Source organism: Microbacterium sp. GXF7504 (assembly GCF_054798235.1).
In genome coordinates this window covers 356,682-379,591 of record NZ_JBSJZI010000003.1, presented here as the reverse complement: position 1 = coordinate 379,591, position 22,910 = coordinate 356,682, and the positions used below count along the sequence as shown (strand labels likewise).

20 protein-coding genes are annotated in these 22,910 nt (G+C 71.1%); 4 read left to right on the top strand and 16 right to left on the bottom strand.

Annotated elements, in window-relative coordinates; all coding sequences use genetic code 11:
* Positions 1 to 10: 10 nt before the first annotated feature.
* From ACWAUO_RS09205 to ACWAUO_RS09175, 7 genes are all read right to left on the bottom strand, one after another.
* Positions 11 to 1,648 carry an FAD-dependent oxidoreductase gene (locus ACWAUO_RS09205; RefSeq protein WP_460774869.1) on the bottom strand — a complete coding sequence of 546 codons (1,638 nt, stop codon included), beginning with the start codon at positions 1,646 to 1,648 and terminating at the stop codon, positions 11 to 13.
* A gap of 1 nt (position 1,649) precedes the next feature.
* The gene (locus ACWAUO_RS09200; protein WP_460774868.1) at positions 1,650 to 2,000 is read right to left on the bottom strand and encodes a hypothetical protein; all 351 of its coding nucleotides are present in this window, start codon (positions 1,998 to 2,000) and stop codon (positions 1,650 to 1,652) included.
* Between the two features lie 70 nt (positions 2,001 to 2,070).
* Positions 2,071 to 3,297: a pyridoxal phosphate-dependent aminotransferase gene (locus ACWAUO_RS09195; RefSeq protein ID WP_460774866.1), complete on the bottom strand. Its 1,227-nt coding sequence runs from the start codon at positions 3,295 to 3,297 to the stop codon at positions 2,071 to 2,073.
* A 178-nt stretch (positions 3,298 to 3,475) separates the two neighbouring features.
* The gene (locus ACWAUO_RS09190; protein ID WP_460775254.1) at positions 3,476 to 4,324 is read right to left on the bottom strand and encodes an ABC transporter permease; all 849 of its coding nucleotides are present in this window, start codon (positions 4,322 to 4,324) and stop codon (positions 3,476 to 3,478) included.
* Between the two features lie 2 nt (positions 4,325 to 4,326).
* Positions 4,327 to 5,247 carry an ABC transporter permease gene (locus ACWAUO_RS09185; protein ID WP_460774865.1) on the bottom strand — a complete coding sequence of 307 codons (921 nt, stop codon included), beginning with the start codon at positions 5,245 to 5,247 and terminating at the stop codon, positions 4,327 to 4,329.
* Between the two features lie 2 nt (positions 5,248 to 5,249).
* Positions 5,250 to 6,422, bottom strand: coding sequence for an ABC transporter ATP-binding protein (locus tag ACWAUO_RS09180; RefSeq protein ID WP_460774863.1), 1,173 nt, complete (start codon positions 6,420 to 6,422; stop codon positions 5,250 to 5,252).
* Entirely contained in the window at positions 6,419 to 7,645 is a 1,227-nt protein-coding gene (locus tag ACWAUO_RS09175; RefSeq protein WP_460774862.1) for an ABC transporter substrate-binding protein, read from the bottom strand. Before ACWAUO_RS09175 ends, ACWAUO_RS09180 begins: the two co-directional genes overlap by 4 nt.
* Positions 7,646 to 7,833: 188 nt before the next feature.
* On the opposite strand from ACWAUO_RS09175, the gene ACWAUO_RS09170 reads away from it, so the two are divergent.
* Positions 7,834 to 8,295 carry an Lrp/AsnC family transcriptional regulator gene (locus ACWAUO_RS09170; protein ID WP_460774860.1) on the top strand — a complete coding sequence of 154 codons (462 nt, stop codon included), beginning with the start codon at positions 7,834 to 7,836 and terminating at the stop codon, positions 8,293 to 8,295.
* Positions 8,296 to 8,311: 16 nt separating this feature from the next.
* On the opposite strand, the gene secA is transcribed toward ACWAUO_RS09170, so the two are convergent.
* On the bottom strand, positions 8,312 to 11,107 hold the full coding sequence (gene secA / locus ACWAUO_RS09165; protein WP_460774859.1) for a preprotein translocase subunit SecA: 2,796 nt from the start codon (positions 11,105 to 11,107) through the stop codon (positions 8,312 to 8,314).
* A 193-nt stretch (positions 11,108 to 11,300) separates the two neighbouring features.
* Here secA and ACWAUO_RS09160 point away from each other — a divergent pair, with 193 nt between their 5' ends.
* Positions 11,301 to 11,885 carry a PadR family transcriptional regulator gene (locus ACWAUO_RS09160; RefSeq protein WP_460774857.1) on the top strand — a complete coding sequence of 195 codons (585 nt, stop codon included), beginning with the start codon at positions 11,301 to 11,303 and terminating at the stop codon, positions 11,883 to 11,885.
* 9 nt (positions 11,886 to 11,894) lie between these two features.
* The gene (locus tag ACWAUO_RS09155) at positions 11,895 to 13,202 is read left to right on the top strand and encodes a hypothetical protein (RefSeq protein WP_460774856.1); all 1,308 of its coding nucleotides are present in this window, start codon (positions 11,895 to 11,897) and stop codon (positions 13,200 to 13,202) included.
* Positions 13,203 to 13,588: 386 nt separating this feature from the next.
* Here ACWAUO_RS09155 and hpf read toward each other — a convergent pair whose 3' ends face one another.
* From hpf to ACWAUO_RS09115, 8 genes are all read right to left on the bottom strand, one after another.
* Complete coding sequence (hpf, locus tag ACWAUO_RS09150; RefSeq protein WP_460774855.1) at positions 13,589 to 14,251, bottom strand: ribosome hibernation-promoting factor, HPF/YfiA family; 663 nt, start codon at positions 14,249 to 14,251, stop codon at positions 13,589 to 13,591.
* 85 nt (positions 14,252 to 14,336) lie between these two features.
* Entirely contained in the window at positions 14,337 to 15,011 is a 675-nt protein-coding gene (locus ACWAUO_RS09145) for a ComF family protein (RefSeq protein ID WP_460774853.1), read from the bottom strand.
* Between the two features lie 87 nt (positions 15,012 to 15,098).
* Entirely contained in the window at positions 15,099 to 16,769 is a 1,671-nt protein-coding gene (locus ACWAUO_RS09140) for an LpqB family beta-propeller domain-containing protein (RefSeq protein WP_460774851.1), read from the bottom strand.
* Complete coding sequence (gene mtrB / locus ACWAUO_RS09135; protein WP_460774850.1) at positions 16,766 to 18,436, bottom strand: MtrAB system histidine kinase MtrB; 1,671 nt, start codon at positions 18,434 to 18,436, stop codon at positions 16,766 to 16,768. Before mtrB ends, ACWAUO_RS09140 begins: the two co-directional genes overlap by 4 nt.
* 4 nt (positions 18,437 to 18,440) lie before the next feature.
* Positions 18,441 to 19,121 carry an MtrAB system response regulator MtrA gene (gene mtrA / locus ACWAUO_RS09130; protein ID WP_460774848.1) on the bottom strand — a complete coding sequence of 227 codons (681 nt, stop codon included), beginning with the start codon at positions 19,119 to 19,121 and terminating at the stop codon, positions 18,441 to 18,443.
* Between the two features lie 179 nt (positions 19,122 to 19,300).
* On the bottom strand, positions 19,301 to 21,649 hold the full coding sequence (gene katG / locus ACWAUO_RS09125) for a catalase/peroxidase HPI (RefSeq protein WP_460774847.1): 2,349 nt from the start codon (positions 21,647 to 21,649) through the stop codon (positions 19,301 to 19,303).
* Between the two features lie 38 nt (positions 21,650 to 21,687).
* Positions 21,688 to 22,116, bottom strand: coding sequence for a Fur family transcriptional regulator (locus ACWAUO_RS09120; protein ID WP_460774845.1), 429 nt, complete (start codon positions 22,114 to 22,116; stop codon positions 21,688 to 21,690).
* A gap of 59 nt (positions 22,117 to 22,175) precedes the next feature.
* Positions 22,176 to 22,382, bottom strand: a complete 207-nt coding sequence (locus ACWAUO_RS09115; protein WP_460774844.1) for a DUF3499 family protein — start codon at positions 22,380 to 22,382, stop codon at positions 22,176 to 22,178.
* A gap of 88 nt (positions 22,383 to 22,470) precedes the next feature.
* On the opposite strand from ACWAUO_RS09115, the gene ACWAUO_RS09110 reads away from it, so the two are divergent.
* A complete protein-coding gene (locus tag ACWAUO_RS09110; RefSeq protein ID WP_460774842.1) occupies positions 22,471 to 22,908 on the top strand; it encodes a metallopeptidase family protein in 438 nt (145 codons plus the stop codon).
* The last annotated feature ends 2 nt before the right edge of the window (positions 22,909 to 22,910 follow it).

The window sequence follows — 22,910 nt, the reverse complement described above, 5'->3', positions numbered from 1 at the left end:
GTTCGGGCGGTCAGCGCCCTGCGGCGTGCAGCGCCCCGAGGTAGCCGAACACACCGGCCGGGCCGATCGTGCTCCCCGGCCCCGGGTAGGTGTGCCCCATGACGGATGCGGTGGTGTTGCCGGCCGCGTACAGGCCCTCGATGACGCTCCCGTCCTCCCGCAGCACCCGCGCATGCTCGTCCGTGACGAGACCGCCCTTGGTGCCGAGGTCGCCGGGATAGATCTTCAACGCGGTGAACGGGCCGCGCTCGATCGCGCCGAGGTTCGGGTTGGGCCGCGCGAGGGGTGAGCTGTAGTACCTGTCGTACGCGGTGTCGCCGCGGCCGAAGTCGTCGTCCTTCCCCCGGCGTGCGAACCCGTTGAATCGGGTGACCTCCGCGAGGAATACCTGCTCGTCCACCCCCATCGCCCGCGCGAGGTCGGGCAGCGTGGCAGCGCGCACGAGTTCGCCCGCCGCGGTCAGCTTCGCGGCGGCACCGGGGATCATCAGGGTGGAGTTCAGGAACCGCATCCGGTGCCGGTGGTCCATGACGAGCCACGACGGGATCGCCGGGACGGTGCGGTCGCGCTCGAGCATGTGGTGGCCGAAGTCGACGTACGACTCCGACTCGTTCAGGTACCGCCGGCCGGACTGGTCGACGACGATGCTCCACGGGTCGGAGCGCTCGTTGAGGATGAAGCCGTGCTGCCGCCCGCCGTCGACCGTCTGCGCGGTGGCGCCCCACCACGCGTCCTCCATCATGGCCAGCGCACCGCCGACCTCCGCGCCCGCGGCGATCCCCTCGCCCTGCTGTCCGAGCGGCGCGCTCGACCAGCCGTCGACGCCCTGGTACCGGCGCCGCCACTCCCGGTTCTGCGCGAACCCGCCCGCGGCGAGCATGACCCCGCGCCGGGCGACGATCTCGAGTTCGATCCCGTGGCGCTCGACCACGGCACCGGTCACCCGGTCGCCGTCGGTGCGCAGCCGCCGCATCGGGGAGCGCAGCCACACCGGTGTGCCGCCCTGCCGGACCGCGTACAGGAGCGACGCGGCGAGCGCACCGCCCATGCCGTACAGCATCCGGCCCCGCGCGATCCCGCCGAGGGTGCGCAGCACCAGCCGCACCCCGCGCGCGAACCCGCTCGGCGACGACCAGGCCCGCGAGAGCAACCAGACGTCGTCGGTCATCACGGGCGCCGGCACGCTGACGCGCACGTGCCTGCGCCAGGCGCCCAGCCGTCGCATGTCGAACGGCGCCACCTCCACGGCGCGGCCGATGCGGCCGCTGGGGAGGTCGGGGTAGTAGTCGGGGTAGTCCGTGGCCATGACCCACCGCACCCCCTCCTCGGCGAGGACGCGCATGTACTCCGGGATCGTCTCGACGAACGCACGCTTGCGCGCTCGGCTCGTCCACGGGCCGACGTCGCCGACCGTGGCGTCCAGGTACGCCAGCGCCGTCTCGACCGAGTCGTCGACGCCCGCCGCGCGCATGAGCGGGTTGTTCGGCATCCAGAGTCCCCCGCCGGAGAGCGCGGTCGTGCCGCCCCAGGTCGGTTCGCGTTCGACGACGAGCACGTCGAGTCCGGCGCGCCGCCCCGCGATCGCGGCGCTCAGCCCCGCCACCCCGCTGCCGACGACGAGGAGGTCGACCGTGCGGGCGGCGGTCACGTCAGGCGTCCCGGTCGATGAGTTCGAGCAGCGACTTCAGCGCCGCCTCGATCTCGTCGTGGTCGTACTGGCCGGCGCGGCTCTCCGCCGAGATGACCCCCGAGCGGTGCACCTTGCGGAAGTCGCCGACCGGGAACGAGTACGCCCGCTTCGTCTCCGGGTTCTCGTGCCGGTCGACGCCGAGATGCCAGTGGGAGTACGCGGTCCACCCCTCGCGTTCGATGAAGTGGTTCTCCTCGTCGGCGGTGGGCGCGGCCTCGGACCAGTCGTCGCGCTCGTCGCGGACGACCTTGCCCTCGCGCACGAGCGCACGGGCGTGGCGGAGGGCGGGTTCGTTGAGTTCGATGGCCATGGCCCGGATGCTACGCCCGCACGCGGGCGCGACGGAACCGCTTGACGCCGGTCCGGCGCGCCGACGCGTCCTACTGCTTGTAGGAGGCCAGGAAATTGCCCATCCGCTCGATCGCCTCGCCGATGACCCTCGCCTCGGGCAGCGTCACGACCCGCAGGTGGTCGGGGGTGGGCCAGTTGAAGCCGGTGCCGGGTACGAGCAGGATGTGCTCGGACAGGAGCAGGTCGCGCACGAGCTTCTGGTCGTCGTGGATCTCGTGCACCCCGGGATCGAGCCGCGGGAACGCGTACAGCGCACCCTGCGGCTTCACGCAGCTGACGCCGGGGATCGCCTCCAGGCCCGCCCACGCGGTGTCCCGCTGCTCGCGGAGGCGCCCGGCGGGCGCGATGAGCGCGTTGATCGACTGCACGCCGGACAGCGCCGCCTGCACGGCGTGCTGCGCGGGCACGTTCGGGCACAGGCGGGTCGACGCGAGCAGGGTGATGCCCTCGATGAACCCGGCGGCGTGCGACTTGGGACCCGTGATGACGAGCCAGCCGGAGCGGTAGCCGGCCACCCGGTAGGTCTTGGACAGGCCGTTGAAGGTGAGGCACAGCAGGTCGGGCGCGAGCGTCGCGAGCGGGATGTGCTGCGCGTCGTCGAACAGGATGCGGTCGTAGATCTCGTCGGAGAGCAGCAGCAGCGAGTGCTCGCGGGCGACGTCGACGATCTGCTGCAGGACCTCCCGGCGGTAGACGGCACCGGTGGGGTTGTTCGGGTTGATGACGACGATCGCCTTGGTGCGGTCGGTGATCTTCGACCGGATGTCCTCGATGTCGGGTTCCCACCCGTTCTGCTCGTCGCAGACGTAGTGCACCGGGGTGCCGCCGCCGAGGCTGGTCATGGCGGTCCACAGGGGATAGTCGGGCGCCGGGATCAGGACCTCGTCGCCCTCGTCGAGGAGGGCCTGCATCGTCATGGTGATGAGTTCGGACACCCCGTTGCCCAGGTACACGTCGTCGGGGCTGAACGCGGGGAACCCGGGCACCTGCTCGTAGCGCGACACGACCGCGCGTCGGGCGGAGAGGATGCCCTTGCTGTCGCTGTAGCCGTGCGCGGTGGGCACCGCCGCGATCATGTCGCGGACGATCTGGTACGGCGCCTCGAACCCGAACGTCGCCGGGTTGCCGGTGTTGAGCTTCAGGATCGTGTGGCCCTCGGCCTCGAGCCGGTCGGCCTCCACGAGTGCCTCGCCGCGGATCTCGTAGAGGACGTTCTTCAGCTTGTTCGACTGGTCGAGGGGTCGCAGCGGGCTCATCGGATCAGGATATCCCCGCCCCCGCCCTGCCAATCGCCCTCCCCTGGCCCCCCGCATCCCCCCATGCACGAACCGCGAGACTGCATCGTGCCGCCGAGACTGCGGGGTTACCCCGCTGTCTCGGCGCGCAGATGCAGTCTCGCGGTCCGGGATGGCCGTCTGGGACGGATGCGGCGGGTCAGGCTCGGCGCTTGGCGCGGGAGGCCGAGACCACCTGGAAGATCAGCACCGCCGCGATCGCCAGCAGGAACACCGCGGAGGCGATGACGTTCGCCTGCGGCGGGATGCCGCGCTGGGCCGCCACGTACACGTACACCGGGAAGGTCTGGACCGTGCCCGAGGTGAAGTACGTGATGATGAAGTCGTCGAAGCTGAGGCTGAACGACAGCAGCGCGGCCGCGATGATGCCGGGCAGCAGCAGCGGGAACGTCACCCGCCAGAACACCTGGTTCGGGGAGCCGTACAGGTCGCGGCCCGCCTCCTCCAGCGCCGGGTCGAGCGAGAGCACGCGAGCACGCACCGTCACCACGACGAAGCTCAGGCAGAACATGGTGTGGGCGATGATGATCGTCACCAGGCCCTTGCTGATGCCGGCGGTGAGGAACTGCGCGGCGAGCCCCGCACCGATGACGACCTCGGGGGTCGCCATCGGCAGGAACAGCAGGACGCTGATCGCCGAGCGGGCGCGGAAGCGGTACCGCACCAGCGCGATCGCGATCATCGTGCCGAGCACCGTGGCGAGCACCGTGGACACGCCCCCGACGATGAGGCTGTTGCCGAAGGCGACGCACACGTCGGCCTGCGAGCACACGTTCATCCAGTTCGCGAGCGTGAACCCGTTCCACGAGATGTTCGAGCGGTTCGCCGCGTTGAACGAGAACACGAACGTGTACACGATCGGGATCAGCAGCAGTACGAACGCGATGGTCACGTACGTGGGCAGCAGCCAGCGGCCGAGGCCGATCTTCGTGCGCACCGGGTTCGGCCGCGCGAACGGCGCGGTGGCGGTGGAGGTCTCTGTCTTCATGCTCACAGGAGTTCGTCCGTCCCCGAGCGGCGCACGTACACGCTCACGATCACGACGATCACGGCCATGAGCAGGATGCTGAGCGCCGCCGCCTGCGGGTAGTTCACGGTGATGAGGAATTTCGACTGGATGACGTTGCCGATCATCGCGGTCGACGAGCTGCCGAGGAACGACTGGCTGGCGTTCACGTAGTCGCCGGTGGCCGGGATGAACGTCAGCAGCGTCCCCGACACGATGCCCGGCAGCGACAGCGGCAGCGTGATCCGCAGGAACGTCTGCCGCGGGCTCGCGTACAGGTCGCTCCCCGCCTCCAGCAGGCGCTTGTCGAGGCGGTCGAGCGTGGCGAACAGCGGCAGCGTCATGAACGGCACGTAGTTGTAGGTCAGACCGAACACGACGGCGAACGCGGTGCCGGTGATGTGCCCCTGCGGACCCATGAGCCCGAGGAACTGCAGCGCCGAGACGACGACGCCCTCATCCGAGAAGATCTGCTTCCACGCGAGCGTGCGCAGCAGGAACGAGATGAAGAACGGCGCGATGACGAGCACCAGCAGGAGGTTGCGCAGCAGCGTCCGCTCGCGGATCCGCACGCCGATGAAGTACGCGATCGGGTAGCCGATGAGCAGCGCGAACACGGTCGCGAGCAGGGCGAACCAGAAGGAGCGCAGCGCCTGCGGCCAGTACTGGGAGATGACGTCGACGTAGTTCTCCCAGCGGAAGCCGTAGTCGAACACGCCGTACTGGTCGGGGACGTTCACCCCGAACGAGGTCATCAGCAGGGAGACGAACGGGACGAGGAAGAACAGCGCGAGGTACGCCAGCCCCGGGGTGAGCAGCGCGAGCGCGATGATCCCGCCGCGGCGACGCCCCGGCGCGGCGGCGCCGGAGCCCGCACCTGCGGGTGCGAGGGCGGTGAGCGCCATGGTTACGCCGCCTCCCCCGCGGTGACGGGGTCGGCCGCGAGCTCGGGGTCGGCGACGGCGTCGCGCGCGTCCGCCTCGAGCCCGAAGGTGTGCTCGCGCTGGCCGGCCACCCACACCTCGTCGCCCTCGGCGAAGACCGCGCCGTAGACGAGGTTCTGCGAGAAGACGGAGATCGTCCCGACACCGGGGATCTCCACGAGGTACTGCGTGCTGACGCCGGTGAACGACACGTCGGTGATCCGCCCGGGGCCGAGCACGTTGTGGTCGCCGTCGCGGCGCGGCTCGGTGCCGTGGAGCATGAGCTTCTCCGGGCGGACGCCGACCGTGATGTCGCCGGAGCGGACGACGGCGCGGTCGCTCGGCACGGCCACCACCCCGCCGGCGGTCCGCACGGTGAGCAGACCGTTCGCCTCGGACTCGACCGTGCCGCGCACGAGGTTCGACTGACCGAGGAAGGTGGCGACGAACCCGGTGCGGGGGCGCTCGTAGAGCTCCTGCGGGCTGCCGAGCTGCTCGATGCGCCCCTTGTTCATGACCGCGACCGTGTCGGCCATCGTCATGGCCTCCTCCTGGTCGTGGGTGACGTGGAGGAAGGTCAGTCCGACCTCGCTCTGGATCGCCTTCAGCTCGACCTGCATCTGCCGGCGGAGCTTGAGGTCGAGGGCGCCGAGCGGCTCGTCGAGGAGCAGCAGCGCCGGTCGGTTCACGACCGCGCGGGCGAGCGCCACACGCTGCTGCTGGCCGCCGGAGAGCTGCGAGGGCCGGCGGTCGGCGACGTGGTCGAGCTCGACCAGTCGGAGTGCCTCGTGCGCCTTGCCGATCGCGTCGCCCACCCGGCGGCGCTTCAGGCCGAACGCGACGTTCTCGAGCACCGTCATGTGCGGGAAGAGGGCGTAGCTCTGGAACACCGTGTTGACCGGCCGCTTGTGCGGGGCGAGGCCGGTGACGTCCTTGCCGCCGAGGAGCACGTTGCCCGCGGTGGGCTGCTCGAGCCCGGCGACCAGGCGCAGCGTGGTCGTCTTGCCGCATCCGGACGGCCCGAGCAGGGCGAAGAACGACCCGGCCGGGATGAGGAGGTCGAGCTCCTCGATCGCGGTGAAGCCGGGGAACTCCTTGCGGATGCCGCGCAGTTCGAGGTCGGCGCCGGCGGCGCCGAAGTCCTGCCCCGCGCTCATGCGCCGAGCCCGACGGCCTCGAACTCGCCGTTGTAGCGCTGCTGCTCCTCGGGGGTGAGGTCACGGAAGATGTGCGCCTGGGCGAGCGTCTCCGCGCTCGGGAAGATGAGCTGGTTGTCGACCATCTCGGGGTCGATCTCGGCCATGGCCTCCTGCGCGCCGGCGACGGGCGTGATGTAGTTCACCCACGCGGCGACCTCGGCGGCCACCTCCGGCTGGTAGTAGTAGTCGATCAGCTTCTCGGCGTTGGTCTTCTGGCTCGACCCGATCGGGATGAGGAAGTTGTCGCTCCACAGGGTGCCGCCGGAGTCCGGCAGCGCGAAGCCGAACTTGTCGCCCACCTCGGCGTTGATCGCCGTGATGTCGCCCGACCACACGATCGCGGCGAGGGTGTCCTCGTTCTTGAGGTCGTCGGCGTAGGAGTTGCCCTTGATGTTGCGGATCTGCCCGTCGGAGACCTGCTTCGCGAACAGGTCGATCGCGTTCTGGAACTCGGTGTCGCCCCAGCTGTCGCTGGAGATGTCGACGCCCTGGCTGAGCATGATGATGCCGATGGTGTCGCGCATCTCGCTGAGCACCCCGACGCGGCCCTTCAGCTCCGGGTTCCACAGGTCCTCGACCGACTGCAGCCCGTTCGGCAGCTTCTCCTTGTTCCAGGCGAGTCCGGCGAAGCCCGACTGCCACGGCACCGAGAACTTCCGGCCCGGGTCGAAGCCGGGGTTCTGCAGGCTCGGCACGAGGTTCTTCGTGACGTTGGGCAGGTTCGCCTTGTCGAGCTCCTGCGCGTAGCCGGCGTTGATCCAGATGCCCGCCATCCAGTCGGTGAGGCAGACGGTGTCGGCGCCGATGTCCTGACCGAGCGCGAGCTGGTCGCGGACCTTCGCGAAGTAGGTGTTGTTGTCGTCGACGGCGACGTCGTACTTGACGTTCAGTCCGGTCGCCTCGTTGAACGCCTCGAGGGTCGGGTGGTTGCCGTCGTCGTCCTCGTCGAGGTAGAACGCCCAGTTCGCCCACGTCAGGTTCTTCTGCGAGGCGGACAGGTCCTCGGCCGCGGTCGCGGAGGCGTCGGTGCCCCCACCGACACGGCCGGAGCAGGCTGCCAGGAACGCGGCCATGGAGAGGCCGGCGGCGCCGACGAATCCGCGGCGGGTGAGGTTCGCGGCGCGGGCCTGAGCGATGAGCGCGCGGATCGCGGGGTCGGCGGGAAGGGGTCCTCGGGGCATCGGGATCTCCTCGAGTCGAGAGCGGACGGGTGCCAAGTGGTCCGATCCTGGCACAGCGCCCCCGACGCCCGCTACGTTTTCCGTGGTTCGAAACACGGAATTCACATGGATACCGCCGCAGGATCTGTTGGAAGAACTGTTTCCGCAGTAGCGTGGGGCGTCCCTGCGCATCCAGGACTGGAGGAGACGTGCCGACACACGGCCCACTGGACGACATCTCGAAGCGCATCATCGAGCAGCTGCAGGAGAACGGCCGACGCTCCTACGCGGAGATCGGCAAGGCCGTCGGCCTGAGCGAGGGCGCGGTGCGCCAGCGCGTGCAGCGGCTCACCGCATCCGGGGTGATGCAGGTCGTCGCCGTCACCGACCCGCTCCAGCTGGGCTTCCAACGGCAGGCGATGGTGGGCATCCGGGTGTCCGGCGACGTCCGGTCGGTCGCGGCGGAACTCGAACGCATCGAGGCGGTCGATTACCTCGTGCTCACTGCGGGGAGTTTCGACATCCTCGTCGAGGTCGTCTGCGCATCGGACGAGGACCTGCTGGAACTGCTGAACACCCGCATCCGCACGCTCCCGGGCGTCATCACGTCGGAGACGTTCGTCTACCTGGAGCTGCGCAAGCAGTCCTACGACTGGGGGACGGGCGCGTAGGCGCCCGCCCCGCACGTCACTTCTTCTTCGCCCGGCGCTGGGCGCGGTTCTGCGGCGCGGCCGCGGCGGTCTCCGGCGCGGTCTTCTGCCCGAACGCGCCACGGGGCGCCTCGGCCGCGGGGGCCTTCGGGGCGAACGGTGCCGCGGCGGCCTGCTTGGCGCGGCCGGTGGCGGCCTTCTGCACCTGCCCGCGGTCGTTGCGGACCTCGACGTCGCCGTCCTCGCTGGGGGCGGAGTACTCGAGGTTCGTCTCGACCGCGGCGGGCGCGGCGAGCCCCTTGGCCTCGACCTCGGTGCCGGCCTCGCCCTGACGGCGCACCTCGACCTCGAGGTTGAAGAGGAACCCGACGGCCTCCTCCTTGATCTGCCCCATCATCGCCTGGAACATCTCGTAGCCTTCGCGCTGGTACTCGATGAGCGGGTCGCGCTGGGCCATCGCCCGCAGGCCGATGCCGTCCTTGAGGTAGTCCATCTCGTACAGGTGGTCGCGCCAGCGACGGTCGAGCACCTGCAGCACCACACGGCGTTCGAGCTCCCGCATGGCCTCGGACCCCAGCTGCTCCTCGCGCTTGCCGTAGGCGATCTTCGCGTCGCTGATGAGTTCGCGCTTCAGGCCGGTGACGGTCACCCGTCCCTTCTCCCCCGCCTCGGCGATGACCTCGTCGATCGTGACGCCCACCGGGTACACGGTCTTCAGCTCGGTCCAGAGGGCGTCGAAGTCCCAGCTCTCGGTGCGCCCGCTGCCGGTCTTGTCCGTCACGATCGCGTCGACCGCATCCTCGATGAAGTGCTGCACCCGGTCGGCGATGTCGTCGCCCTGCAGGATGTGCCGGCGGTCGGTGTAGATCGCCTCGCGCTGGCGGTTCAGCACGTCGTCGTACTTCAGCACGTTCTTGCGCATCTCGGCGTTGCGCGCCTCGACCTGCGCCTGCGCGCTCTTGATCGCACGGCTGACCATGCCGGATTCGATGGCGACGTCGTCGGGGAAGTTCGTGCGGGCGAGGATGGCCTCGGCGGCGCCGGACTGGAACAGGCGCATGAGGTCGTCGGTGAGCGAGAGGTAGAACCGGCTCTCACCGGGGTCGCCCTGACGGCCCGACCGGCCGCGCAGCTGGTTGTCGATGCGGCGCGACTCGTGGCGCTCGGTGCCCAGCACGTAGAGGCCGCCGGTGGCGATGACCTTCTCGGCCTCCGCGTCGACCTCCTGCTTGACCCGCTCGTACACGGTCTCCCACTCGGCCTCGTACTCCTCCGGCGTCTCCACCGGGTCGAGCCCCTTCGCCTTCATCTCCTGCACGGCGAGGAACTCCGCGTTGCCGCCGAGCATGATGTCGGTACCGCGGCCGGCCATGTTCGTGGCGACGGTGACGGCGCCGAGCTTGCCCGCGCGGGCGACGATCTCGGCCTCGCGCGCGTGGTTCTTCGCGTTGAGGACCTCGTGCCGCACGCCCTTCTTCGCGAGCAGGCGCGAGAGGTACTCGCTCTTCTCGACGCTGACCGTGCCGACGAGCACCGGCTGCCCGGCCTCGTGACGGGCGGCGATGTCCTCGACGACCTGGGCGAACTTCGCCTGCTCGTTCTTGTAGACGAGGTCGGGCTGGTCCTTGCGGATCATCGGCTTGTTCGTGGGGATGGGGACGACGCCGAGCTTGTACGTCGACATGAACTCCGCCGCCTCGGTGTCGGCGGTACCGGTCATGCCGGAGAGCTTGTCGTAGAGACGGAAGTAGTTCTGCAGGGTGACGGTGGCCAGCGTCTGGTTCTCCGCCTTGACCGGCACGCCCTCCTTGGCCTCGATGGCCTGATGGATGCCCTCGTTGTAGCGGCGTCCGACCAGGATGCGGCCGGTGTGCTCGTCGACGATCATGACCTCGTCGTTCATCACGACGTAGTCGGTGTCGCGCTTGAACAGCGCGAGCGCCTTGATCGAGTTGTTCAGGAACGAGATGAGCGGGGTGTTCGCCGACTCGTACAGGTTGTCGATGCCGAGGTAGTCCTCGACCTTCTCGATGCCCGGTTCGAGCACGCCGATCGTGCGCTTCTTCTCGTCGACCTCGTAGTCGACGCCGGCTTCGAGCGTCCGCGCGATCTTCGCGAACTCGCTGAACCAGCGGTTGGCCTCACCCGAGGACGGCCCGGAGATGATGAGGGGGGTGCGGGCCTCGTCGATGAGGATCGAGTCGACCTCGTCGACGATCGCGAAGAAGTGGCCGCGCTGGACGAGGTCCTCCTTGCGCCAGGCCATGTTGTCGCGCAGGTAGTCGAACCCGAACTCGTTGTTCGTGCCGTACGTGATGTCGGCTTCGTACTGGGTGCGCCGCACCTGCGGGTTCTGGCCGGAGACGATCGTGCCCGTCGTCATCCCGAGTGCGCGGTAGACGCGGCCCATGAGCTCCGACTGGTACCCGGCGAGGAAGTCGTTGACCGTGACCACGTGGACGCCCTTGCCCGCGATCGCGTTGAGGTAGGCGGCGAAGGTCGCGGTCAGGGTCTTGCCCTCACCGGTCTTCATCTCGGCGATGTTGCCCAGGTGCAGCGCCGCGCCGCCCATGATCTGCACGTCGTACGGCCGCTGCCCGAGGGTCCGCTTGGCCGCCTCACGCACCGCGGCGAACGCCTCGGGCATGAGCTGGTCGAGGGTCTCCCCCGCCTCGTGCCGCGCCCGCAGTTCCGCCGTCTCGCCGCGCAGCTCGTCGTCGGTGAGCTTGGCGTACTCGTCCTCGAGCGCGCCCACCGCCTTCACGACCTGCTGGAGTCGGCGCAGCACGCGTCCTTCACCGGCGCGGAGCAGTCTCTCGAGAGGGTTGGCCACAGGGGATCTCCATCCATCGGTCGGCGCGGGCACGCCGGCGCGCGCCCGTCCGACGGGCACACCGCCCCATGTTATCCACCCGTGACCTGCGAAGGCACCGGATGCGGGCGGCGTTCGCTCTCGGCGAGCCGTCGCCCGGCGGGCTCTGGCTATGCTCGGAAGACATGTGCCGCCGGAGCGCGAGGGGGAAGGCATGTCCGTCCGCCACAGCCTGCTCGCGCTGCTGACGCTCGGCCCCTGCTACGGGTACCAGTTGCGCGCGGAGTACGAGCGGCGCACCGGCGCTGCCCGCTCGCTGAACGTGGGGCAGATCTACAACACGCTGGAACGGCTCGAACGCGACGGCCTGGTCGCCACCGCCGAGACGGATGCGCAGGGGCACGTCTACTACCGGATCACCGACGCCGGCCGCACCGCGGCCCGCGACTGGCTGGGGTCCGCCTCGCCGGAACTCGACCTCGACGCGCTGGCCGCGAAGATCGCGCTGGCCGCATCCCTCCCCGAAGGCGCCCAGGCGGCGATCGCGGCCGAGCGCGACGCGCTCGTGTCGCCGCCGGCCGCCTCCGGAGCGCCCGAGGATGCGGAGGCGATGGCCGCAGCGCTGGCGGCATCCGCCGCGAGCGCGGCCGCGCACGGGCGAGCGGACTGGCTGGACGCGGCGGAGCGGATGCTGCGGGAGCATCCGGTGCCGCCGCTCCCCCTCGCCCCCACGCGTCCCCGCCGCGGCAGGCCGTTGCGCGCCGCCACCCCCGACCCTGGGACGGGGAGCGAGACCTAGGATCGTTCCATGGCTGGACTGTGGGGCAAGCGCAAACGCGAACGTCAGGCGGAGGTCGACGCGCAGGACGCCGAACTGGCGCGCCGTGCCCAGCAGGGCCTCGTCGCGGTCGACGAGCGCATCCGCACGACGACCCAGGAGCTCGCGTTCGCCGAGGCGGAACTCGGTCCGAAGGCCGTGGGCGACCTGCGCGAGGCGCTCACCGCGGTGCGCACGCACCTCGCCGAGGCGTTCCACCTCCACCAGCTCAACCACGACGAGATCCCCGACACCCCGGAGGAGCTGCGCACCCGGAACGCACGGATCGCGCAGCTGTGCGAGTGGGCCGAGGAGCTCCTCGACGACCGCACCTCGGCACTGGCCGACCAGGTCGCCCGCATCCGACGCGCCCCCGAGGTGCTGGCCGGAGTGCGTCGCGACGCGCAGCGCCTCCGGGAGCGCATCCCGACCGCGCGGACGATCGTGGAACGACTCGCGACGCGCTACTCCGACAGCGCGCTCCGGCAGGTGTCGGGCAACCCGGACGAGGCCGAGCAGGTGCTCGGGTTCGCCGAGCACAGCGCCGACGTGTCCGAGCGCCGGCGCGACGCCGGCCGTGGCGAGGAGGCGAACCTCGCACTGGAGGCGGCGACCGAGTCCGTGCGCCGCGCCGAGGGCATGCTCGACGCGGTGGAGGACTTCGAGATCGAGGCGCTGCGCGCGGAGTCGACCCTCACCGATGTGATCGCGGACTCCCGCGGCGACCTGATGGCGGTGCGGGACGCGCCGCGCACCCCCGAGGTCCTGGCGGCGGCGGCACGACTCGAGGAGGCCCTGGCCTCGCTCGCGCCCTCGGGGACCCGCAACGACCCGTTCGACGAGCTGTCGCGTCTGCGGGAGGCGAACACCGCGCTGGACGCGGCCGTCGACGCGGCACGTGCCCGCGCGGCGCGGCCGCTGCCGAGCCCCGACCTCGTGCGCCACGCCGTCGACGACGCCGACCGGCAGATCGCCGTGGCCCGCAGCCTCATCGACGGCCACCGCGGCTGGATCGGCGCCGACGCCCGCACCCGGCTCGCGGAGTCGCAGCGGGTGCGCGCCGACATCGACCGGCTCCCCCCGGTGGACGACTCCCGTGAGCAGGCGCTGCCGATGGCACGCCGCGCGAGCGAGCTGGCAAGTGAGGCGCTCCGCCTCGCACAGCGGGACATCGACGAGTCCCGCCCCCGCGACCAGTGGGGTGGCGGTCCGCGCCCCGGGTCGGGGTCGGGCAACATCATGGGCGGGATCATCGGCGGCGTGCTGCTCGGCGGCCTGCTCGGCGACATGTTCGACTGACCGCCCCGTCCTCCGGGTGCCGCCCGCGGAGGTAGCGGCGGCGGATGCGGGCGCGCCCGCGGAGGTCGCGGATGCCGCGAGCACAACTGCGGAGACCACACCCGACACGCCGAGCCACCCGCATCCACCCACGGCGTGTCGCCCACGAACTCCGCAGTTGTGCACGCCCGAGCGCGCCGCCGCGACCGGTCCCCCTCCCCGGCCCCGCACCCCGGCCGTCGCGGATGCCGCGAGCACAACTGCGGAGACCACACCCGACACCCCGAGCCACCCGCATCCACCCACGGCGTGTCACCCACCAACTCCGCAGTTGTGCACGCCGAAGCGCGCCGCCGCGCACAGGAGGAGGGGGGAGCCGGATCGGCTCCCCCCTCCGGTCGGTCCGGTCAGACCGTGACGGCCGCGGGCTGCGCGGCGGTCTCGAGCGAGATCACGCCGTAGTCCCAGCCCTTGCGGCGGTAGACGACGCTGGGGTGGTCGGTCTTGGCGTCGATGAAGAGGAAGAAGTCGTGGCCGACGAGCTCCATGCGGTCGACGGCGTCCTCGACCGTCATCCACTCGGCCTCGAACGTCTTCGTGCGGATGACGACGGGCGTGTAGTCCGCCTCCTCGTCCGCGCCGGTCTGCACCGGCACCTCGCCGGTCGCGACGGCTGCCAGCACCTCGACGGATGCGGGGGTCACATCGATGCCGGCGAGTTCGCCGGTGCCCTTCTCGTAGTGGACCTTGCGGGGATGGTTGCGCGCATCGATCCGCTTCTCCTTGGCGCGGCGGATCTGCTCGCACAGCTTGTCGACGGCGAGGTCGAGGGCGGTGAACTTGTCACCGTCGACCGCCTCGGCGCGGACCACGGGGATGCCCTTGCCGGTGATCGTGAGCTCAACGGTCGAATCCTCCTGATGACCGTTGCGATAGGCGCGATGGGTGACTTTCACATCGAGCCGCTCTGCTCGCGGGGCGATGTTCTCGATGCGCGTGGACTTCTCCTCGACCACGGTGCGGAACCGGTCGGAGATACCGACGCCCACGCCGACGATGCTGGTTTCCATCCTTGCCTCCTTGTCGGGTCCACCCGGGTCAAGGGCGGACCTTGTCGCCTTGGTGTGCCCACCGTATCCCGGGAGGAGGCATGTGTCACGGGATGATCCCGAGCTTGACGGAATCGGTCGTCACGGGGTCCGGGAGGCGCCGCGGGGTGGCTGCGACGACGACCGCACCGACGACGTCCGCACCCGCCTGGCGGAGCGCGCGGACCGCCTCGAGGACGGTCGCACCGGTGGTCACGACGTCATCGACGACGAGGATGCGGCCGGTGTCCGTCCGCACCGCCGCGAGACTCCCCCGGACGTTGCCGGCGCGTTCCGCGCGTCCGAGCGCGCGCTGGTCCGCGGTCGCGCGGAGCGGTCGCAGCATCCGCGCCGGTTCGAGTCCCGCCCGTCGCATCACGAGCTCGACGGGACGGTATCCGCGCCGTCGGAAGGCGGCCCGCGAGGTCGGCATCGGGACGTACCGGTCGGCGTCCGGGGCGGCCGCCACCGCGGCGGCGAGCGCCCGGCCGAACGGGCGGGCGAGGGCCGTCCGGCCGTCCTCCTTGTAGGCGCGGATCGCGGACGCGGCGACGCCTTCGAACCGCAGCGCCGCGACCACCGGGACGCCACCGGGGAGGATGCGGGTGCGCGGCGCGGGCCGCAGTGCGCGTGCGCAGGCGTCGCACAGGCCCGTGTCGGGCGCCCCGCACCCCGCGCAGGCGATCGGCAGCACGAGGGCGAGCGCGTCGGCCAGCGCGACGCGCAGCAGCGGTTCCGGCATCCCCCGAGCCTGACCGTGGCGGGCGGTGTGCACACCGGCGGTCGAGGTTCCGGTGGACGGCGCATCCCTCGCCCGGCCTGGGGAGGATCAGTCGGGCAGACCCTGCTGCGTCGCCAGCACGGTGACGTCCTGCGCAGTCTGCACCCAGGTCGACGAGCGCCGCACGTAGAGTCCGCCGTCCTCGGTCAGGACGCGGACGCTGCCGACGAGGTTCGATCCGGCGACCGACCGCACCCCCTGCGGGGCGTCGAGGGTCGATGCCGCACCGCCCACCGGCACCTGGACGTACGTCGGGTCGCCGGCGACGACCGCGCCGAGCACGGCGTCGTCGAGCCACGCGACGTCGATCCCGTCGCCGGGGAGTTCGGCGAGCACCTGCGGGAACCCGAGACCGATCGGCGTCCCCCGGCCGTCCCGCAGGACGCCGGCGACGGCGACGACCGACCCGCCGCCGAACCCGAGGACGGCGGCCATCCGGGAGCCGTCCCGCGAGATCTGCATTGCGCTGATGCGGGCGGCGCCCGGCCAGGCGCCGGCGATCGCGATGAGGTCGCCGTCCGGGGTGGTCGCGCGGACCTCCCCCGGTGCCGACGCGGGGACGGTCCAGACCACGCCCGCGGGATCGATCGTCGGGTCGACGAGGCCGCTGCGCGCATCCACGCCCGCGACGGTGCCGTCGGCCGTCGCACGGACCACCGAGCCGTCCGGAAGGCGGAGCGCCGCGGTCTCCTGGTCGGCCGAGGTCTGCACCGCGACGGGCGCGAGTTGTTCGACGAGCGCCGACAGGCCCGGGATCTCCGTCACCTCCCCGGAGACCAGGAATCCGAACCCGTCCGGGGTGAGCACGAGCGCCCGCGCGTCGACCTTCGTGGACGCCGGGTCGACCACGCCGGCGTCGAGGACCGCGCCGTCGACGAGCATCTCGACGGCGGTCACCCCGGCGGTGGCGAGGCTCGCGGCGAGCTGCGTGTGCATCCGGTCGAGCGTCTCGTCGTCGACGGTGAGCGCCTGTTCGCTGAGCTCGGCCTGCGCCACGCCGGTGCCGCTGACCGGCACCGCCGGGATGAGGTCGACGTCCTCGGGGAACGCGGTCACGACGGACTCCGCGAGCCAGGCGGCGGGCTGCCCGTTCACCAGGCCCGAGGCGATGCGCCCGGCCGCGTTGAGGGTCGGGAACCACCGGACGTCCGGGACGAGGTAGCTCCACGTCGGGTCGAAGTACATGAGCTGGTAGTCGCGGAACACGCTCGCGAACAGGTCCTCGTCCATGAGGAGCCCCGCCGGGGCCTCCACGATGCGCCACTGCCCGTCCTCCTGCTGCTCCAGCCGGTAGGCGAACGGCGTCGAACCCTCCTCGGCGATCGTGTACGTGCCTGCGGCGTCCACGGTCGCGACGGGGGTCGTCTGCACCAGGATCTGGCTGCCGTCCTCGGATGCGGAGTACTCGCGGGCCGCGAACACGTCCACGACGACGCCCGCCTGCGGCACCCATTCGGCGCGGAAGTCGGGGGCGAGGAAGGACTGCGCGATCGCCCAGCCGTCCTCGGGACTGGACGCGGCGGTGATGAAGCCGTTGACGATCTGCTGCGGCGTCGCCCCGCGCTGCGGGCCCTCCGGCCGGAAGTCGAGCGAGGGCTGGTCGTCGCCGGCGGCGGCGGTGCGTCCGGCCTGCACCGGGCCGGACGTCGGCAGCCCGGCGCAGCCGGCGAGGGCTGCCAGGAGCACCGCCGCCAGCATGATGCGAAGGATGCGGTTCATGCGTCCTCCCCCCGTCGGAGACCGGGCACGCCGATCGGCTGGGTGAGTCCGAGATCCTCGATCGCGGAATCCTGCGGGTCCAGCGGGATGGGCGACACCAGCGGGCCGGCACCGCCGCGCCGCGGCAGCACGAGTACGAAGTGGCTGCCGCGACCGGGTTCGGACCAGACGTCGATCCGGCCGCCGTGCAGGCGCGCGTCGCCGAGCGAGATCGACAGCCCGAGCCCGGTGCCGCCGATCGTGCGCTTGCGTGACGGGTCCGCCCGCCAGAACCGGTCGAACACGCGCTCGGTGTCCTCCGGTCGCATCCCGAGCCCGTAGTCGCGGACGCCGAGGGCGACCGCATCCTGGTCGCTGTCGACCGTGACGACGATGGGGCGGCCCTCCCCGTGCTCGATCGCGTTGCCGATGAGGTTCCGCACGATGCGCCGGATGCGGCGCGGGTCCATGTCGACGGCGGAATACCCGCCGGGCGCGACGACGCGCACCTCGCTGCCGTGCTGCGCGGCGAGCTCGTGCATCGATGCGACGACGTCCTCGGCCAGGTGCGCCAGGCTCGTCGCCTCGATCTCCAGCTGCACGGAACCGGCGTCGTACCGGCTGATCTCGAGCAGGTCGGTGAGGAGCAGCTCGAAGCGCTGCACCTGGGCGTGGAGGAGTTCCGCGGCGCGCCCGGCGACCGGGTCGAGCTCGGTGCGGTGGTCGTTGATGACGTCGGCGGCGAGCCGGATCGTCGTGAGGGGCGTCCGCAGTTCGTGCGAGACGTCGGAGACGAACCGCTGCTGCACGAGCGAGAGGTCGGCGAGCTCCTTGATCTGCGTCTGGATGCTGTCGGCCATCGCGTTGAACGACCGCCCCAGGGTCGCGAGCTCGTCGTCGCCGTGGATGTCGACCCGGACGCCGAGCTGCCCGGCCGCGAGCTGGGCGCTGGTGTGGGCCGCCTCCGCGATCGGGGCGGTGACCGAGCGGACCACGATCCACGAGATCGCGCCGATGATGAGCACGAGCGCGACGCCCACGAACCACAGGGTGCCCTGGACGAACCCGAGGGTCTGCGCCGCGGCGGCGAGGTCGTAGGCGATGTACAGCTCGTAGGCGCCGACGCCGGGCACGGTCACCTGCTGCCCGACGACGATCCCGGGCACCCGTGCGCCGCGGTCGTCGGTGAGCGCGATGGACTGCCACCACTGCAGGTCGGATGCGGAGGCGACCTTCTCCCGCAGCTCGTCGGTGATCTCACGGTCCCAGTCGCCGCCGAGGGAGAACGGCACCGGCGCGTTCGTGCTGGGGCTCGCGTCGGCGCGGAACATGGCGATCCGGTCGGAGCTGGACAGCCGGTTCAGCGTGGACGCCACACTCGTGAACACGCTGCGCACCTGGGCGGTGTCGGTCTGGACGGACGAGTCGAGGGTCTCCTGCGCGGCGGCGGTCGCACGCGCCGCGTCGTCCAGCGCCTCGGTGCGCCGGGACTGGAACAGGTCGTTCTGGATCGCGAGGGCCATCCACACGCAGGCCACGAGGATGGCGAGGCTCGAGCAGAGCACGGTGACCGTGACGGTGCGGAACCGGAGGGAACGCAGCCACAGCCGCCCGACCTGCTCGGGCCACCGCCGCCAGGACCGCAGCCACCGGATGAAGGCGGCGCGGCGGCGCAGGGCCGTGGTCATGACCTCACACCACGGCGCCGGCGCGGTACCCGACGCCGCGCACCGTGGTCACGATCCGCGGGTTGTCCGGGTCGGGCTCGACCTTGGCGCGCAGTCGCTGCACGTGCACGTTCACGAGGCGCGTGTCGGCCTTGTAGTGGTAGCCCCAGACCTGCTCGAGCAGCATCTCCCGGGAGAAGACCTGCTGGGGCTTGGAGGCGAGCGCGACCAGCAGCTCGAACTCCAGCGGGGTGAGGGCGATGACCTGGTCGCCGCGTCGGACCTCGTGCGCGAGCACGTCGACGGTGAGGTCGCCGATGCGCAGCGCCTCGCCCGGACCGGAGCTCGCGGGGCGCAGCCGCGTGCGGATGCGGGCGACGAGCTCCTTCGGGTTGAAGGGCTTGACGATGTAGTCGTCCGCGCCGGACTCGAGCCCTCGGACGACGTCGGCGGTGTCGGTCCGGGCGGTGAGCATGATGATCGGCACACCCGACTCGGCACGGATGCGGGTGCAGATCTCGATGCCGTCCATCCCGGGCAGCATGAGATCGAGCAGGATCAGGTCGGGACGGCTGGTGCGGAACGCTTCCAGCGCGGCGTCGCCGTCGGCGCAGAAGACCGCCTCGAACCCTTCGGCCTCCAACACGATCCCGATCATCTCGGCGAGCGCCGTGTCGTCGTCGACCACGAGGATCCGTGCTGTCATCTCACGCGTCTTCCTTCACGTCCGGGCGCCCGGTCCCCTCGGATGCGGGACGGGCGACACCCCCTGAGACAGCGTAGACCACGCCCCACGGCTGCGCCCGTACCGCGTTCCGCGGTGTCGCCGGGACGGCGGACGGCCCGCCCCCGGTCGGGGACGGGCCGTCGTCGAGATGGGCCGGATCAGTTCAGGTCGAAGCGGTCGAGTTCCGTGACCTTGCCCCACGCCTTCACGAAGTCGCGGACGAACTTCTCGGTGGCGTCGTCGGAGGCGTACACCTCGGCGAGCGCACGGAGCTCGGAGTTCGAGGCGAACAGCAGGTCGACACGGGTGCCGACGCCGACCGGCTCGCCCGAGCCGTCCTTCGTGCCGGAGAACGCCTGCTTGGCCGGGTCGAGCGGCTTCCAGGTGTTGCCGAGCTCGAGCAGGTTGACGAAGAAGTCGTTCGTCAGCACGCCCTTGCGGTCGGTGAACACGCCGTAGTCGGAGTCGTCCCAGTTCGCGCCGAGGACGCGCAGACCGCCGACGAGCACGGTCATCTCCGGCGCGCTGAGGGTCAGCAGGTTCGCCTTGTCGATGAGCTGGTGCTCCTGGGGCAGGGTGGCCTTCTCGGAGTAGTAGTTGCGGAATCCGTCGGCGACCGGCTCGAGGTACGCGAACGAGTCGACGTCGGTCTGCTCCTGCGAGGCGTCGGTGCGGCCGGCGTGGAACGGCACCTCGACCTCGACGCCGGCGTCGGCCGCCGCCTTCTCGACCGCCGCGTTGCCGGCGAGCACGATGAGGTCGGCCAGCGACACCTTCTTGCCGTCGGTGCGGCCGTCGTTGAAGGACGCCTGCACGCGCTCGAGGGTCTCGAGCACCGTGGCGAGCTGGGCGGGGTTGTTCGCCTCCCAGTCCTTCTGCGGGGCCAGGCGGATCCGGGCGCCGTTCACGCCGCCGCGCTTGTCGCTGCCGCGGAACGAGGACGCGGCGGCCCACGTGGTCGACACCAGCTGCGAGACGGTGAGGCCGGACTCGAGGATCGCGGCCTTCAGCGCCGCGGCGTCGGCCGCGTCGATGAGCTCGTGGTCCACGGCGGGGAGCGGGTCCTGCCAGATGAGGTCCTCGGCCGGCACCTCGGCGCCGAGGTAGCGCGCCTTGGGGCCCATGTCGCGGTGCGTGAGCTTGAACCAGGCGCGGGCGAACGCGTCGGCGAAGGCCGCCGGGTCGTCCTTGAACTTCCGCGAGATCTTGTCGTACTCCGGGTCCATGCGCAGGGCCAGGTCGCTCGTGAGCATCCGGGGCTCGCGCTTGCCGTCCGAGTGCGCCAGCGGCACCATGTCGGCGCCCATGCCGTTCTTCGGACGCCACTGGTGCGCACCGGCCGGGCTCTTGAACAGCTCCCAGTCGTACGCGTAGAGGATGTGGAAGAACTCGTTGTCCCAGCGGGTCGGGTGGTAGGTCCAGGTGACCTCGAGCCCCGACGTGATGGTGTCGTCGCCGTTGCCGGTGCCGTGGTTGTTCTTCCAGCCGAGGCCCTGCATCTCCAGGTCGGCGGCCTCGGGGTTGCCCTCGAGGTTCGTGTCGGGGGCGGCGCCGTGGGTCTTGCCGAAGGTGTGACCACCGGCGATGAGGGCGACGGTCTCCTCGTCGTCCATGCCCATGCGGCCGAAGGTCTCGCGGATGTCGCGCGCCGAGGCCACCGGGTCGGGGTTGCCGTTCGGGCCCTCCGGGTTGACGTAGATGAGCCCCATCTGCACCGCGGCGAGCGGGCGCTCGAGCTCACGGTCGCCGGAGTAGCGCTCGTCGGCGAGCCAGGTGGTCTCCGGGCCCCAGTACACGTCGTCGTCCGGCTCCCACACGTCGGCGCGGCCGCCGCCGAAGCCGAAGGTCTCGAAGCCCATGTCCTCGAGCGCGACGTTGCCGGCGAGGATCATGAGGTCGGCCCAGGAGAGGTTCTGGCCGTACTTCTTCTTCACGGGCCACAGCAGACGACGCGCCTTGTCGAGGTTGACGTTGTCGGGCCAGCTGTTCAGCGGCGCGAAGCGCTGCATCCCGGCGCCGCCGCCGCCGCGGCCGTCGGTGGCGCGGTAGGTGCCGGCGGAGTGCCAGGCCATGCGGATGATGAGCGGGCCGTAGTGACCGAAGTCGGCAGGCCACCAGGGCTGCGAGGTGGTCAGGACCTCCTTGATGTCCTGCTTCACCGCGGCCAGGTCGAGCTGCTCGAACGCGGCCTTGTAGTCGAAGTCCTCACCGAGCGGGTTGGCGACGGCGGGGTTCTTCGCGAGCACCTTGAGGTTGAGCTGGTTCGGCCACCACACCTTGTTGGCGGAACCGGTGGTGGGGTGCGGCTGCTGTCCGACCCACGCGGGAGCGGCGGGTGCGCCGGCACCGTGGATCACGGGGCACTTGCCGGCATCGGTCTCGTTCGAGCGGGGACGGTCCTCGCCGTCGGCGCGCTCGTCGACCGGGGTGTCGATCGGGGTGACGGCCTGGTCGACGCCAGTCACGTCGTCGCCGATCTGGGACACGACGTCATCCTTGTCGGTCATGGTTGTCCTTCCGTGGGTGGTGGATGTGGGTTCGGGTGTCAGTCGGTGGGGGCGCAGTCGCCGCACAGGCCCCAGAAGGTGACCTCGGCGGTGTGGATGCGGTACCCGTTCGTGGTGGCCGGCTCGAGGCAGGGCGCCTGGCCGACGACGCAGTCGACGTCCTCGACGCGGCCGCAGGAGCTGCACACGAGGTGGTGGTGGTTGTCGTCGACCCGCATCTCGTAGCGGCCGGGCTGTCCGGCCGGTTCGATGCGGCGGGTGAGCCCGGCGGCGACGAAGTCGCCGAGGGCGTTGTAGACGGACTGCTTGTTGGGCGCCTCGAGCGCGTCGCGGAGCGCGTCGAAGACCTGGTCCGCGCTCGCGTGCGGGTGGGCGCTGAGCGCCTGGTAGACCGCGCGGCGGGTGGCGGTGACCTTCAGACCGGCCGCACGGATGGCGGCGTCCGCATCGCTGTCCGTCCTGTGCATGACTCGAGTCTAGCGAGTTCTTTTGAACGGATCAAAATTAGCCGTGTCGGGCGCGCCGCTCAGGTGCGGAGGGTCTCGTGCCGCACGACCAGCCAGCCTTTGGGGACGGAGAGCCGGTCCGCGTGCACGGCGCACAGGTCGTGGGCGTGCGGGTCGCCGGCACGACCGAGCGGACCGAGCGCCGCCATCTGGTCGCCGTAGTCGTACGTCAACGTCGCGACCGCTTCGCGCGCGCACCCCACCTTGGCGCAGACTCTCTCACCCATCGCGTCAACGATATCGGCGTCGTCCGCGTGTCCTCGGCGCCGCGCCGGGCACCGTCCCCGGCGGCCGCCCGACGCCTAGGATGGGCACATGATTCGGCGCAGGAGCAGGACGGGCACGCCTCCCGCACGGCCGAGCCGACACGGCCGCCACGGCCGCGAAGGGCGCAGCGCCGTGGTCCGCCCGCCCCTCCCTCCGCTGGAGACGCGGGTCGACCGGTTCGACCTGGCGGTCGGCAGCACGGCCGAGTTCCTCCGCGGGGCGTGGCCCGACCTCCGCGACGTGAGCTTCGAGATCGCCGACATGCCGACCGCGACGGATGCCGACGGCATCCCGCGGTGGAGCGTCTCGACCGCGCAGAAGCGCATCGTGCTGTACCGGCTGCCGATCGAGCGACTCGGTCATCTCCACCGCGACGACGACATGCACCGGCGGATGATGATCGAGAGCTGCGTGTTCCGCGCCGCCGCCGAGTACCTCGACCGCGACCCGTGGGACCTCGGTCCGGAGCGCTTCCGGTTCCTCTGAGT